A 14,143-nucleotide genomic window follows, 5' to 3' on the forward strand; every position below is an offset into this window, starting at 1 on the left:
CAAATCGGCGTTTCATGTCCACTTGCCGAGCAAAAAGAGCGCGGCATGGAGCTTCACTGATGGCCGAAAACTGTACTAAGGCTAGAGGGAATTTATGCTCTGTACCCTCGCGGCCTTGTGTCATCTCGCTGAGAGCAATGATGAAACTTGCAGTTTTGCTCGTCCTGTTTGCCACGTCGATAAATTTGGGAACTGCGGTTGCTCAACAGGTCGCGCCTACACAAAAAATGGAAGAGCCTGTAAAAGCAACAACATCGCCTCTGCCACCAAAGCAAGCACCAGAGGTCGAATCAAAATCCGCAGCAGCGGATAATACAGCCGATCAATCGCCGCCAAAGCCAAGTATGCTGCCGATAGATGGTCAATTTACCGCAACTACATCAGCGCCAAATGGGACCGTTACACTGAATATTCCGAATTCGATCAAGCTGGAAGGTTTTCCGAAAGGAGCAGACAGTGGATCATCTGCGACTGCTTGGATCGCATTGATTGGCGTTATTATCACTGCTTGCGTAACTGGATGGATTGGCTTGTCAAACGTGGGGTCAGCCGAAGCTACTCGCATTCTCACAGCAAATCAAAACACTCTTGATCGAAATCTCAGGAAATCCCTCGCCGATATGGACGCAAACTTGAGAACTGAGCTAGCTAAACTAGAACAGGCAGAGAGCAGGCGTCAGGCGGACAGAGCACATAGAGCGGGTATGCAAGCCGATTACAACAAAATGAGTATTGAGGAGCGCAGGATTAAAATAGAATTGCAACGTTTGGGCTTCGAAACTGGAGCATCGGACAATAGCACATACTTATCAGTAATCCGATTTGTACATGAACAGCAGGTTAAAGAAGGCGAACTGTTAAAGGCCTTTTCAGAGCAGCTATTAGGAAAAACGGAGCAAGAGCGCTTGTTTGCTCTGCTTGTCCTTTCTGCCTATGTCAATCTAGACGTTCTAAAAAGACTCACCGATGGAGGGGAGCAGATTATATCAACAGAGAGTTTGAAAATTCTCGCGAAATCCGCTGATGAAGAAATATCGGCATTTGCTCAGGACATAATCGAAAAACGGACGCCCCCTGCCAGCGCAACGACGATAGCCGATCCGTTGAATAAATAAGATCATTCCTCCATATTGTAATCGCGGCCCCGGATCATCGGGAAGGGTGGCACCCAATTTCAACGGCGATCATCGCTAACCTGCGCGTTCTCCAGCATGATGGTTAGGGATTAACTAACGTAGCGGCATACCTCCTCTCAGCGACGAGCGGCTCGGTTTCTTCTGGTCATATAAATATGTGCTAGCCTGCCTGAAATCGATCAAACAGAATGGCGGCCAACATGACCGCCGTTATCTCGTGCCAGTGAACAGCTTCAATACTTCATCAAGTAAGGTTCACTTGCCCAACAAGAGTACATACAGCGCCTTCGCCGCCTCGGCCGGCAGCTCGGCCTGCGCGACCCGCTCGAAGGCGGCCAGGCTCTCGCCGCTCGTCATCTCGGTCGGGATGTAGACCCCCGACTTCACCTTGGTCATGTGGCCGCGCCACTTCTTGCCCTCGGTATTGACGAACACCTGCCCGCCGAGCTTCCGCACGAGGTGTCGGCTCGGGGACTTGCCCAAGCGCGTGAAGCCACCGGCAATCGTGACTTGGTGGCGTTGGAGACCCTGGAAGGCTCACGGAACCCATGCGCACCCCGTTGGAGGCCGTGAACTTCCGGGCAAGGCATTGAAGAAGCAGGAAGATGCGGCGGCCGCGACGCCATTGGAGGGCCTGGAGGGCAGACACCCTACCCCTATTAATTATTCCCCGTTTTTGAGTATCCCCCCGGTCCCCCGATCGACCCTGTCCGCACGCCCTCCGGGGACCTCCGGCTACCCCTCTCTTTATTTTCTCAGGTCAAAGAAGGAAGGATCGAGCCCTCCAGCCCTCCGGCGCCGTCGGATATCCAAAACCTATCAGCGGCTTAACCCTTGGAAGGCTGGAAGGCTGAGCCTTCCAAAAGCTTCCAAAGCGTCCGCGGCCAGCCCTCCAACCCCTCGCCGAGGGCGCGTGGCGGAGCGCGGACGAACGCTCCGCGAAGCCATGAGCCCAGCGCGGCGCAAGTCGACTTGCGGGAACCGGACACCGTGCAGTTGCGGCTTTCAAGTCGGGGTTCGCCCGGAGAGGGGCCGCTAGCCATAGTCCCGCAGTGCAGGTCGCCCTGGGAGAGACCCGCGCCGCCGACTTGAGGTGCGACTTGAGTTGAGGCTTTCGAACCACAATCAGGCTGGATAAGGTTCGCTACCCCTCGACCCGCGAGCCGAACCCTCCAAGAGGGACCCGTGAGTGCGCGGCCGAGAGGTCCTTACAACCTGAGCGCGACCCGTGCAGCGGGAACCGTGCCGACCTGTGCATCGGTTGGGACATGGGGCCACTAGAAGAGACCCGCCACCTCTCGCCCCGCACAAAGGGAATGCCCAGGAGGGACCCATGAGCCCCCGGCGGCTCCCAACCTGATAGCCCGGCTGGACCGGTCGCCTGTTAGCCTCGACCCCCATCTCCGTTAGCTTCGTTAGCCCTAACGGCGGATCCAGCCTTACTGGAAGTTCCCCACGCTCTTACAGGCCGTGACCCGGGAGCGACCGACAGGGACCCAAAGGGCAGGGGTGGGCCGTCGGTTGACCTGCAAGCGCGCAGCTCTGTGCGCGGCGTGAGGTGTCACCTGCCCACCACGAACCTGTCACCCCTGTCACCTCAGGATCCCGACCGTCTGGCTTGCGCGAGCCTGCCACCCTTCGGCGCGTGATGACCTACCGAACCGGAAGGACCCGGGGTGAGAAGCGCCAGGTGTCAGGGGGCGACCCATGTGTCAGGTCCGCCTGTCTCCATGTCAGGTGTGTCAGGTCAGGATTTGAGGACTGCCGCTGGCGAACCCCGGGCGTCTATTGCCCGCGCATGTCCGATCTCGGGGGAGGGACCCGCTGCGCCCCTGCTCATAAGGCGATCGGTGCGGTCGCGAGCGCATCGTATCCCGCCCCTCGACATCATCCCCACGCCGCCCTCGCCAAGCCCTCCGCGCCCGGAGGGCCGCAGCTCTCCCGTCCCGTCATTGGCATGGAAGGGTGCGGCCCAGGAGAGGTCAGGGGGCGCGGGGGCGGGAGAGGCCGCGGGCCATTGGCAAGGTGCGTCGGCCGGTCAGACGACGCGGATCGTGTAGAAGGTGCTGCCGGAGTGCTGCTTCGTGACGTCGTACCCGTGATCGCGCAGGACCTGCCCGATGCGATCCATGGCGTTGCCGAGGATCTGCGGCGTGCGCGGCCACATTGGGCTCCGGGTCTTGGCTTCGGGCGTCACGTCCGGGTGCGAGATCGCCTCGAGAAGATGCGTCGCGGTCCCCTTCCACTCAGGTGGTGTCAGGCCCTGCATCATGCGGTGGATCGCCTGCGCGATCGGGTCGTTCTCGAAGGTGCTGTCGGACTGCTGGCGCTGGTTGGCCATGAAGGCGTCATAGACCTCGCCCCCGTCCCAGCCGAGACCGGGTGCGACGGCGGCCGACCACTGCGCGAAACCGGCCAGCCGCGGCAGCTTGTCGAGGACGATCTCGCTCTCAAGCTGGAGGCCGCGCGACATCGCCTCCAGGAGGGTGCCGAGCACGCGCGGGGCCGCGTCCTGCCACTCTGCCTCGATCTTCGTCGAGGTGGCGCGGACCTCGGCCGAGACTGGCTGCAGGCGCACGGTGATCGCCCGCTGGGCGAGGTCGGGCCGGTTGGCCAGCGTCGGGATGCCGTTGAGGATCACCGGGCGCTTGGCGCGCAGGATGGTGAGGTCGGCGTTCGTGTGCATCGACCGCTTCGCCAGCGAGCCGCCGGTGGCGAAGATGCACAGCGTGTCGCTCATCCAGTTCTCGATCTTCGACAGGTTGTCGAGGGCGAGCACGTGCGCGTGCTGGGCGAGCACGAACAGGTCGCGGTCCTCGTCCGGGGCCGACGAGATGTCGATCTCGTGCGGGTCGATGATCGAGCGCAGCAGGCGGCTCAGGGTCGATTTGCCGGTGCCCTGCTCGCCGTTGAGGATGAGGAGCGGGTACTCCCGCGCCTCGCGGATGGCCGAGAGCATCCACATCACGATGAGCTGGAAGTCCGTCTCGGTCTCGACGTTGACAAAGCGGCGCATCTCCTCGATGCCGCGCTCCGACCCGAGTTCCGGCTCAGGCAGCGGCTGCATGCCCTCGGGCCGAATGAACGGCAGGTCGTGATCCTCCAGGATCTCGACACCGCGCGCGCTGACCTCGACCACTTCCCATTTCGGACGCCCGAGATCGAGGTAGAGGCGACCGTCGCGCTCGCCGACCCGCAGCCACGGCCGCCGGCAGGGGCCGTCCTCGCGGGCGAAGCTGATCAGGAGGCGCGTCGTCTCCTCCAGGCCCGACTTCGACGGGATCCGGCCGGTTTCCTTGTAGGCGCGCAGGGTGAGCATCTGCCCGAACGCCTCGGAGTCTATGCGCCAGTTCTCCCGATGGCCGTCCTTCATCCGGACCGTCGCATAGGCGGTCCGATCCGGGGCGTGCCAAAGGTCGAAGTCGCCGGCGTAGCCCATCAGGGTCTCGTGCCAGGGTGGCCGGCCAGGGCCGCGGCCGCCGCCCTCGCCCTCATCCTTGGCCTTGCGCTTGCCCGAGCCCTTGGATGCGCGGTGGTCGGCGAGCTGGATCGGCTCCGCCGCGCCGCCCCCGGGTGCTGCGGTAGGCTCGGCCGACCGCGCGCCGGCCACGAGGAAGCGGACCCGATCCGTCCTCCAGCCGGCGGCCAGGGCGTCGGCCGCATCCCAGCCCGGATTGCCCTCGGCCTCGATGGGTGGCGCGATCCGGACGACGGAGGCCGCGCCCGCTGCCGTGGCGAGGCCGTGCACCGCGTCGGCGTAGGCGATGCCGGGCGCGTCCGCGTCCGGCCAGATGACGACGGTACGGCCCCGCAGCGGGGTCCAGTCGGCTTTAGGCGCTGATTTCGAGCCGTTGGGGCTGGTGATTGCCACGTAGTCCGGCAGCAGCAGGGCGGCGGCATCGGCGGATTTCTCGCCTTCGGTGACCACCACGGGAGCCTCAGGGCGGGCGGCGAGACGGTCGAGCCCGTAGAGTGGGCGCGGCGCGGGCCACGCCTCCCAGCGCCATTTCGCGGGGCCGCCGGCTGCCGAACGGAACAGCACCAGGGGCCGGAAATCCTTGCCGCCGTCGGGCTTGTTGAAGCGGCAGGCGAAACCGAGCGGGTTGCCGGCCGCATCCCGGTACGACCAGGTCGCCGAAGGCGCCCCGAGGCTCGGGTGTGTCTTGGGCGGCTGGGGCGCGTCGGACGGCACCGGCAGGACCGGCACGAAGGCCGGGGGCTTCTCGGGCCGGGGCGCGGGGCCGCCGGCGATCGGCGCGAACGGATCACTCATACGCGGATACGCCCACCATCTCGGCGACGCGCTCGGCCGCCTCGGCTTGGTCCAGGTCGAACAGGTAGCTGGCGAGCGCGACGAGATCGCCGCCGCGGTCGCCGGTGGCGAAGTCGCCCCACCGGCCGTTGCGCAGGTTGACCTTGAAAGAGCCGGGCTTGCCGTCGCCGCGCCTCGGATTGCGGACCACCCACTCGGCCCCCTCGCGCCGGCCGCCGGGAAGCCAGCGCGTCACGATGGCTTCGGCGTGCGAGAGCGCCGCTGCCGCCACCCGGGCGAAGGCGATGCGGTGACCCCGCCTCATCTGCCCGCTTCCTCGGCGAGCGCGTCCACGGAGGCGGCCCCGATCAGGGCCAGGAGCCGCAGGATCGCCATGCTCCGATCGCCGCCCTGGAGCCGCCAGACGTGGGCGCAGAGACGGTCGAAGCCGCGCCCCTCCGCGAGGCGCGAGCGGAATTTCGTGGTCGCGGGGTCGTAGTCGACGGGAACATCAAAGCGGTGCGGGCCCAGCTCCTCGACCGAGACCGTGTCGTGCGGCGTGATCTGGAGCCGCACGGACCCGTTCGGCAGGACGCTCGCCCGGGGGCAGAGTTCGAGGACGAGCTTGTGCCCGTGCGGCTCGATTGCCTGCATGAGCCGGCGCATCCTGGTCGCGCTGATGCGGGGATGCCCGGCATGGGCCTTGGCGATCTCGGCCGCGAGCAGCTCGACAACGCGCCCCGGCAAGCGCGGGCGGCCTGGATGCCTGGGACCGTCGCCGCCATGGTTCTTATGGGCCCGGATGTAGGCCGCGACCGTGCGCGGGTTGTACAGGACGCGGTTGCCGACGCGCTCGAAATCCGGGCCGGTCCCGCGCTGACGCTTGGCTTGCAGGGTGCTCGCCGAGACCCCGATGAGCGCGGCGGTCTGCGCCTCGGTCAGGAGGGCGTCGCCTGTTGTGATAGGGGGCACGCTATTCACGGGCGCGCTCCCCCGTCGGCGGGGCTCGGGTCCACCGTGCGCGCGGCGAGCCACGCCTCCAGCGCCCGGCGGCTGTAGCGGACCGCGCCCTCGACCTTGATGAAGGGCGGGCCGCGATGCTGCTGACGCCACATCTGCAGCGTCTGTCGTTTGACCCCGCAGCGCGGGGCGGCTTCGGTCTCGGGGAGGAGCTGATCCTCGTCGTCGTGTCGTGCCATCGTGCTCACGTCCTGTCGTTCACGATGGCTGATGGTCGCTTGTGGTGGCTCCGTTGTCCGTGGATCGGCCCGCGAAATGTGCGGGGCCGCGGTCCATGGATCGAAGGCCCCGAGAAATCGGCTGACGATCCACGGACAGGCGCACCGATCTGTGCATGGGCGTCACGACGGTCGGCGGCCCAGCCGCTCGATCGCCTCCCGGCAGGTCTCGAAGGCGACGCCGAGGGTGACGGCCAGGGCGCGGGCCGTGGCCTCATCGAAGGTCCAGTACGCCGCGGCCACCAGGTCGCGCCGGTCGGCATCGTCCACCAGGTCGAGGTCCTCGAACCGAGGCGGGAGGTAGGGCGGCGGCCACTTCACGGATTGCTTGGCTCGACTTCGACAAGCACGAGACCGATGAGATGCGGCACGAGGCGCTGTGCTTCGAGGTTCACCTTCCGCGCGAGCGATAGGTCCCGCGAGACCTTGAGGGCCAGACCTTCGGCGACGGCGGGGTTCTCTCCGCACTCGTTGGCGAGGAGCGCGGCGGCGTCGGAGGCCTCGCGCAGGTAGCCCTCCAGACAGCGCATTTCGCACAGAAACCTCATCGTCTCAGCTGGGACCGGGGGGCTTGGCATCCCCACGGCGGCGGAGCCGACGCGCTGGCCGTCGACAGTGGCGAGCTGGAGGAAGCCGGTCATGACCGCGCCTCCCGTGTCGAGGGGCGGAAGGTCAGCGACCACGCCGCTTCGGCCTCGGGCGAGGTCAGAGGGCACCCGACCGCGGCCAGGACGATGGCGGCCCGCCGCTGCGCCTCGACACCCTCCCGGACCCAGCCGGTAGGGCTGTCATCGTGGAACTTGAAGCCAGGGTTGTCGCCCGGCACGAACTTGCTCGGCTCTGGCCAGAGGGCCGAACAGTTCAGCGCCATCCGCTCGTAGTGCAGCCATGCCGAATAGGTCGCCAGCAGGCCGGAGGTGACCGGCACGGCCGCCGCCGAGGGCTGGCCGATCAGGGTGACGCCGCCCCCGATGAGGGGCAGGGTCGTGAGGCCGCGCAGGAAGCCGCGACGGGCGAGGGGCATGCTCATAGGGAGCCCGTCTTGGAAGCCTACGGCCATGACGAGCCGGGAGTGGATTTCCTCGATGAAGCGGGCGGCGGCCTCGACACCGCGTTGCGAAGGGTCGCGCGAATGCGAGGCGTCGATAAGCAGCGACGCGATGCCGGCGAGGTCCTGAAGCGCGCTTTTGACCTCGGCCGCATCGAGTGGGCGGACGAGGGCGATCATCGGCCGCCTCCCCCGGTCACGGCGAGGTTGAAGGCCTCTTCCCAGTCCTTCCGGACGACCGAGGCCACGAGGGAAATCGCCTTGCCGACGACGTACAGCCGCATCGGATCAAGGGTGCTCGGGATGGTGCCGAGGGCTTCGACTATGCCGCCCCAGCGCTCCAGATCCGAGATGGCCGGCTCCATGTCGGCGATGATGTCCGCAAGGGACCGTCCCTCGGCAGTTTCATGAGTCTGGGCAACGGTTTCCCGTTCGCGAAAGCCTTGCATTTCGCGTCACTCCTCTCTAGATGTTTTTCGGTCGAAACCTAAAGCGTTGCTTGACGAAGCGCCGTCAGATTTCGCGGTTGTCAGTCTCGGCCCGGTTTGAGGGCCAGGGTACCAAGTCTAGTTCCTCTGGAATACAGACATAGGTTCCCCGTCCGCCCGCCACTGGTTTTCGTGGCGCGGTTCCTCGAACAGGTGTAGGTTCGCCGCATGATTGATGCGATCCACCAACCCTTACCCAAAGCAGTGGTAAGCTGTCCAGCGGTTCGCGCAAAGATTGACGCAAACCACTATAGGGCAGTAGGGTCGATGCTGACGGCGGCGCAATCCAGGAGCGCACGAGGGCTACTCAACTGGACCCAAGTCCAGTTAGCCGAGGCGGCACAGGTCAGCATCGGCACCGTCCGCAACTTCGAGGTGGGTCGAGCGACGCCTATCGTCGCTACCCTCAACGCTATTCGGAGCGCGCTCGAAGAGGCTGGCGTGGAGTTCTTGGACAGCGGGGGCGTGCAGCCGCGCCAGCGGTCTTGAGGCTGAAGGGGATACCGTGATGGTATCCCCTTTGTTGCTTCCGAAGGTGTCGTGCCGGCCGCTCGAACCAAGGTAGCCCTGTTATGGGGCCACCTTCACGGGAGGTGTAACGTGCAACAGCTCACCACGGTCGAGTTTCGAGGAGACACCCTGTTCGCGGTCGAGGAGCCGGACGGCGTGTTCGTCGCCGTGAAGCCGATCTGCCAGCGGTTCGGGTTGGCATGGAACGGCCAGCTTGAGCGGATCAAGCGAGACCCAATCCTCATCGAAGGTATGCGTGAAATACGCATACCTTCGCCCGGCGGAGACCAAGAGACCGTCTGCCTCGCCCTCCGCCTCATCAACGGATGGCTGTTCGGTATCGGCGTCAATCAGGTGAAGCCCGAGCTGCGCGAGGATGTCCTCGCCTACAAGCGCGAGTGCTACGAGACCCTGGCGGACCGCTTCCTCGGGCCCCGCGCGGCCGAGCGGCCTATCCATGCCCCCGCCCCCGAGGCCATTGAGGAGCGCAACCTCCGGGCCGAGGAACACAAGCTCAACCTCGTGGCCCGGATGCAGGCCATGAAGGGCCCAGCCCACGCCTTCGCCCTCTATCAGCGCCTCGGTCTGCCGGTAGCCGAGCCGCTGGTTCTACCCGATCCTGTGGCTGCCGCCCTGGAGACGCTGGCCCGGGAGCAGGGGCCGTGGACTGGAACAGCGACGCAGTTGCACGCCGCGCTATGCGAGATCGCCAGCGCGGCCCACCTGAGTGATCCACGTTGGCCAAGCCATGCGCAGGCGGTTGGCATGGCGGTGAAGCGGCTGACACCGCAGCTCGCCCAACGCGGGGTGCGGATCGAGCGCCGCCACTCGGGCGAGACGCGGATCACGGTCGCGCTGGTCGTATCTTGATCGCGACATGTCGATAAAGAGTGAGAGCGGTATAGCCATAAGGCTCTAGAACATGGCCTAGGCTACGGGCGTTGGCAGGCGGCCACCGTCAGCCAGGTTCACGGCATGAGCGCGGAACGAAGGCCGCTCGCTACGGCCGAGTAGATTTCTCCTGACAGATGTACCCCCTGAGCCTGCTGCGACGGCCTCACTCCTTCTTTAGCAGCCTCTACAGGCCCCAAAGTAAGCAAAAGCTCATGAGTGCGCGTTCTATTTAAAGAAGCTAAGGGCATTCCGCCACCGGTCGAAAGATCTACCAGCTTCCAAGTCGGATTGGCCGTTCCAGATGTAATTACAATAAATTTTATATCATATTGCAAAATATCAGTTTTCGAGGATAAGCTCTTAGGAGTCTTTGAAGATGGTATAGCGTCTTGAGCCATCAGGGCACCTCTCATCCAGCGAGCAATCCCGACATTTCCTGACAAGAAGTACGATGATCCTCGGCGATCAAGGGGATAGATATTCGGATCATTGGGGTCAGATTTGCTGTATTCACCACACGATGTGTCGTCATCCGTGATTGGCTGCTTAAGGCCTTTCATAGTGAAGAATGAGTAATACGTGTCCTTTCTGACTGCTTGCGAAGACAATACGCCCGTGAAAGGAAGGCTGAAACTTTGACCGTACGGAGAAGCGCGAGGAATATTTGCATTATGAATAATTCTATTGTAGGAAATACTTGGATTAAGTGCTCCAGTTTCGTCGGCAGTGATATACAGATTAAGCTGCGCTCCCCAATTATCTGGCAGTGGTGATGTAGGTCCACTACGACCAATGGTTTCACCGTTTCCGTACTGCACTGTGGCGAGACGCAATTCGCAGTAAATACTCTTCTTTATACGATAGACTAAATCGTCTGTGATCTCGGCTGGTTCCCATACCTCCGATATAGAAGGAGCGTATGTGCCGCATCCCGACAATACACAGGCTGCGAGTACGCCCATAAGAGCGATTTTGATGCCTATTTTTTTCATAGATCCTACGCACATTAGTTGTTACTTTACAATTTCCGACTTGTTTTTTACTGCAGATCCGATCTCAATCAGTTCATCAGGCGTTGCGGGAGACAAAATCATAACAGAACCGTCCGGACCAACTCGAAACTGTGGGATACAATTACGATGCCCTGGACTACCTACGCATTGCTTTGGCGGATTGCAGACGGGATTATTGGGGCATTCTGCTTTGGCTGAAGCGCAAACTGAGACACAAAAAACTGATACTGCGGCGAAGACATGGTGCTTCATTGTTCACCTGCTCCTAAGCGCTAAGTCCATTTAACTTGTGGTGCCCGAGAGGCGTCTGGCACCCAGCAGTTAACGTGAATTAAGAGGTCGTGACCGGCAACCAAATTCACGAACTCCGTAGTATCGCGTTCGCTTGTGTTGCGATGAGGCAACATTGATTATCGTTCAATGTTCGGAGCATATACCAGATCGCCGTTCAATGAGATATTGATGATTGTTCGAATATAGATTTTGTTGCGTCAAGATGGTATGCGCGACGCGATAGACATATCAATGTTCTAAGTCGGTCGATCCGAGGCAGAGATTTAGACGACAGCTTGGAAAACGTGAAAGGATGTGATCGGGCTACGCTTACCGGTACAGGATTGCACTTCGTCCAGCGATCCATCATCACTTTGTATCCAGGCTCTATTCTGGGTACAGGTAAGGCCGGCCGAGCCGCGATATCAGAGCTGGATCAAGCCCATTTTTCAGCTGGGAACAGGGTGCCATGAGCCCGATCATGAATGCTTTGAAGCAGTTCGAGGCGACCGAGGCCAACCTTCTCAAGCTGCAGCGGCTCTGGGACGAGCTGAAGGCGCTCTTTCCCGCGTCCGTGCCGCTCGACCACAATCCTGAGTACGAGGGTCGCGCCCGCTCCTTCGACAGTGTGCTGCGGGCGCTTCCGGCGATCGACGGCTGGAAGCCCAATCTGTGCCCACCGGACCTCGACGGTGTCGCTGCCACCCGCATCGACCTCCTGGAGCTGGATGAGCCGTTGGAGACGGCGCGGTTCGAGGCCGCGCTCTGGTCCGAGGGTCGGCAGATCGGCGAGTACCGTTTCCGCCTCGACCAGAAGCGTCGTGCTTTGATCCGGGACGCGCTCCTCGGCGTGATAGATGAGTTCGAGACGTGCCTGCAGGGCATCGAGCCGGTCGACACGGATCTGCCGTCCTATACGGAACTGGGGGCGCGCCCAGAGTGGCAGCGTCTGCGCGGGCTCGCCAACCAGATCGAGGTCCTGCTCGGCAGCAGCGTGGAGAAGCCGCCCGGATGGGGCTATCTCCGGCGGCACCTCAGCTTCGGCATGGTTGCCGATCTGAACGACATCAGGAAGGCCGACTGGCCGGTCGTGAAGGCTGGCCTTCGCAAGGGACTGTACGGGGCCAACGAACCGGTGCCGGTGGCCGCCACGGACCTCGGAGAGCTGGTAGCCGCGAAGCCGCGCGGGCCGATCCTGACTAAGCTCGACTGGACCAAGCTCGATGCGGAGGGCTTCGAACGCCTGATCTACACGCTGGTCAGCGACCAGCCTGGGTACGAGAACGCCGCATGGCTGACGCGGACGAACGCACCTGACCGCGGGCGCGACGTTTCCGTCACCCGCGTCATCACCGACCCGCTCTCCGGCACGCGGCGCGAGCGCGTCTTCATCCAGTGCAAGCACTGGCCTTCGAAGAGCGTGTCGGCGATCGATGTCGGAGCGACCAAGGATCAGATAGCCCTCTGGACCAATCCAAGGGCCGATGTGCTCATCATCGCGACCACCGGCCGTTTCAGCACGGATGCCGTGCAGTGGGTCGAGCAGCACAACGAGCGAGCGGCCCAACCCCGGATCGAGATATGGCCAGAGAGCCATTTGGAGCGCTTGCTGGCCGCTCGCCCGGCGCTGATCGCCGAGTTCGGCCTACGGTAGCGCAGATGCACTGCCATCGCGACATGTCGATAAAGCGTGACATCGGCAAAGCGGCAAAGCGCTAAGGCATGGTCTCGATCCCGCGCGGCAGCCCAATCGAGCCGTCATGCCTGTTCCCCGACGAGGCGGAGATCGCCAGGCTCGTGCTCGGGCCCAAGCGCGCGAAGGTGTGGCCGGGGCTGGCGGTGGTGCTGGAGCGCAGCGGCCTACCCCGGGTCGACGTAATGTTCGGTGGCCGCTACTGGCCGGCGGTGCGGGCGTTCCTCGACCGCTACCACCATGCCGACTGCGAGCTGCGCGATCCCGTGCAGCAACGGGGACCTGGTGCTGACGCTCGGACTGGCGGCGTGCGTCCGCGGCGAGGAGTTGGACGTGAGTGAAACGCCCGAGACGCGCAGGAAGATCTGCCTTCCCCTCGGCCTGCTGCCCAGGATGCTCTCGCGCGAGCAGGCGGCCGAGTACTGTGGCTGCGAGTCCCTCCCCGCCTTCGACGACTGGGTGCGCCGGGGCATCGTGCCGAAGGCCATGACCGGCACGATTAGCTGGGACCGCAAGGCCATCGACCGGTCCCTTGATCGGCGATCCGGGCTCCTGTCGGAAGCTGTGCTGTCGATCGAGGAATGGCTGTGCGAGCATGCGGGACGACGATAGCCCGACCGGCTGAGCCGTCGTCGGCCACCGGCAGCGTCCTGTCCACGCCTCAAACGCCCCGGAAAGCTGCGCGGCGATTGGCATGTGCGAGCGTGAGCCTACGGAACCGAACCGGAGGATCAGGCCGACGTTTCTCCCGGCGGCCGGTCCGATAAACCGGCTTTTCCTCCCGGTGAAGTAGCTATGACCAGTGACGCGCCCTTATCGAGAGAAGCTGTCCGCGTCCTACGGGGGCTCTCCGCAAGAGTAGGGGCGCTTCGGCGTGCGATGGAAGCCGTGATGGCTGGAACGACGCCGGACCACGCGAAATGGGTCGCCTTCAAGAGCTACGCTAAATCGTACAACGAAATGGCAGCTTTATATATAACGACAACCAAAGACCCGACGCCAACGATGTACAATCTCGAAAAAATCAAAAGTTCTATGGACACGCTTTGGCCCGTCCAAAAAGAAATCTTTGATATGATCTATGTTGATGTATTAACGATGGATGCCTTGCTGATACAGTTCGATACAGGTAAGACCGCATCTCTGTCTGAGCTACAAGATTTATTGTCCGCAAATCTGCGGAAAGTTATATTCGCGCGCCCGGATCGAGAAGTTGAAATCCAGAACGCTATCGAGACGTTACTTGTAGGTCGCGGCTATCAAAAGGCGGTTGACTATGATCGTGAAACAGGAAAGTTTAAGTTTTCAGGCAAGGAATTCATACCTGACTTCATTTTTCCGACGGTTGGAACAGCTCTTGAGGTCAAGCTTATTCGAGAAAGAGCGCACGTCTCAAAGTGTATTGAGGAAATGAGCGCGGATATTCCTGCTTATCTGTCGAAGTACGCCGATATTCTGTTTTGTGTCTATGACCTTGGAGAGATCCGAGATGTCAATGAGTTTCAAGAGGGGATTGCCAAGCAGCCGGGCGTGCGGATTTGTGTCGTGAAGCACTGACGCTGGCTGGGTAGTGGCCACACTGGGCCGCGTTGGCTTAC

17 protein-coding genes are annotated in these 14,143 nt (G+C 62.5%); 7 read left to right on the forward strand and 10 right to left on the reverse strand.

Annotated features, from left to right (window positions below; genetic code table 11):
• Window positions 1–1,115, forward strand: a 1,115-nt coding sequence (locus MKL09_RS25120; RefSeq protein ID WP_244024737.1) for a hypothetical protein, incomplete at its 5' end; no start/stop codon positions are given.
• A 276-nt stretch (window positions 1,116–1,391) separates the two neighbouring features.
• Here MKL09_RS25120 and MKL09_RS25125 read toward each other — a convergent pair.
• The 9 genes from MKL09_RS25125 to MKL09_RS25165 form a co-directional block, all read right to left on the reverse strand.
• A complete protein-coding gene (locus tag MKL09_RS25125) occupies window positions 1,392–1,592 on the reverse strand; it encodes a hypothetical protein (RefSeq protein WP_244024738.1) in 201 nt (66 codons plus the stop codon).
• A 1,582-nt stretch (window positions 1,593–3,174) separates the two neighbouring features.
• Window positions 3,175–5,409: a DUF6371 domain-containing protein gene (locus MKL09_RS25130; RefSeq protein ID WP_244024739.1), complete on the reverse strand. Its 2,235-nt coding sequence runs from the start codon at window positions 5,407–5,409 to the stop codon at window positions 3,175–3,177.
• Window positions 5,402–5,713, reverse strand: a complete 312-nt coding sequence (locus MKL09_RS25135; RefSeq protein WP_244024740.1) for a hypothetical protein — start codon at window positions 5,711–5,713, stop codon at window positions 5,402–5,404. Before MKL09_RS25135 ends, MKL09_RS25130 begins: the two co-directional genes overlap by 8 nt.
• Window positions 5,710–6,360: a helix-turn-helix transcriptional regulator gene (locus tag MKL09_RS25140; protein WP_244024741.1), complete on the reverse strand. Its 651-nt coding sequence runs from the start codon at window positions 6,358–6,360 to the stop codon at window positions 5,710–5,712. Before MKL09_RS25140 ends, MKL09_RS25135 begins: the two co-directional genes overlap by 4 nt.
• A gap of 5 nt (window positions 6,361–6,365) precedes the next feature.
• On the reverse strand, window positions 6,366–6,587 hold the full coding sequence (locus MKL09_RS25145) for a helix-turn-helix transcriptional regulator (RefSeq protein WP_244024742.1): 222 nt from the start codon (window positions 6,585–6,587) through the stop codon (window positions 6,366–6,368).
• A 162-nt stretch (window positions 6,588–6,749) separates the two neighbouring features.
• Entirely contained in the window at window positions 6,750–6,947 is a 198-nt protein-coding gene (locus MKL09_RS25150; protein WP_244024743.1) for a hypothetical protein, read from the reverse strand.
• Window positions 6,944–7,267 carry a hypothetical protein gene (locus tag MKL09_RS25155; RefSeq protein ID WP_244024744.1) on the reverse strand — a complete coding sequence of 108 codons (324 nt, stop codon included), beginning with the start codon at window positions 7,265–7,267 and terminating at the stop codon, window positions 6,944–6,946. The genes MKL09_RS25150 and MKL09_RS25155 overlap by 4 nt, the downstream gene beginning before the upstream one ends.
• A complete protein-coding gene (locus MKL09_RS25160; protein ID WP_244024745.1) occupies window positions 7,264–7,854 on the reverse strand; it encodes a hypothetical protein in 591 nt (196 codons plus the stop codon). Before MKL09_RS25160 ends, MKL09_RS25155 begins: the two co-directional genes overlap by 4 nt.
• On the reverse strand, window positions 7,851–8,123 hold the full coding sequence (locus MKL09_RS25165) for a hypothetical protein (protein WP_244024746.1): 273 nt from the start codon (window positions 8,121–8,123) through the stop codon (window positions 7,851–7,853). Before MKL09_RS25165 ends, MKL09_RS25160 begins: the two co-directional genes overlap by 4 nt.
• Window positions 8,124–8,429: 306 nt before the next feature.
• Here MKL09_RS25165 and MKL09_RS25170 point away from each other — a divergent pair, with 306 nt between their 5' ends.
• Together MKL09_RS25170 and MKL09_RS25175 are read left to right on the forward strand one after the other, a co-directional pair.
• Window positions 8,430–8,651 (forward strand): helix-turn-helix transcriptional regulator, encoded by a 222-nt coding sequence (locus MKL09_RS25170; protein ID WP_244024747.1) that lies wholly within the window; start codon window positions 8,430–8,432, stop codon window positions 8,649–8,651.
• Between the two features lie 111 nt (window positions 8,652–8,762).
• Window positions 8,763–9,542: a phage antirepressor N-terminal domain-containing protein gene (locus tag MKL09_RS25175; protein ID WP_244024748.1), complete on the forward strand. Its 780-nt coding sequence runs from the start codon at window positions 8,763–8,765 to the stop codon at window positions 9,540–9,542.
• Between the two features lie 98 nt (window positions 9,543–9,640).
• Here MKL09_RS25175 and MKL09_RS25180 read toward each other — a convergent pair whose 3' ends face one another.
• Window positions 9,641–10,558 carry a hypothetical protein gene (locus MKL09_RS25180; RefSeq protein WP_244024749.1) on the reverse strand — a complete coding sequence of 306 codons (918 nt, stop codon included), beginning with the start codon at window positions 10,556–10,558 and terminating at the stop codon, window positions 9,641–9,643.
• A gap of 763 nt (window positions 10,559–11,321) precedes the next feature.
• Here MKL09_RS25180 and MKL09_RS25185 point away from each other — a divergent pair.
• From MKL09_RS25185 to MKL09_RS25200, 4 genes are all read left to right on the forward strand, one after another.
• Window positions 11,322–12,506, forward strand: coding sequence for a restriction endonuclease (locus MKL09_RS25185; RefSeq protein ID WP_244024750.1), 1,185 nt, complete (start codon window positions 11,322–11,324; stop codon window positions 12,504–12,506).
• Between the two features lie 143 nt (window positions 12,507–12,649).
• On the forward strand, window positions 12,650–12,886 hold the full coding sequence (locus tag MKL09_RS25190; protein WP_313901206.1) for a hypothetical protein: 237 nt from the start codon (window positions 12,650–12,652) through the stop codon (window positions 12,884–12,886).
• Window positions 12,879–13,157, forward strand: coding sequence for a hypothetical protein (locus MKL09_RS25195; RefSeq protein ID WP_244024752.1), 279 nt, complete (start codon window positions 12,879–12,881; stop codon window positions 13,155–13,157). Before MKL09_RS25190 ends, MKL09_RS25195 begins: the two co-directional genes overlap by 8 nt.
• Window positions 13,158–13,340: 183 nt before the next feature.
• On the forward strand, window positions 13,341–14,102 hold the full coding sequence (locus tag MKL09_RS25200; protein ID WP_244024753.1) for a hypothetical protein: 762 nt from the start codon (window positions 13,341–13,343) through the stop codon (window positions 14,100–14,102).
• Window positions 14,103–14,143 lie beyond the last annotated feature (41 nt).

This window comes from Methylobacterium sp. J-048 (assembly GCF_022829515.1).
Lineage (GTDB): Bacteria > Pseudomonadota > Alphaproteobacteria > Rhizobiales > Beijerinckiaceae > Methylobacterium.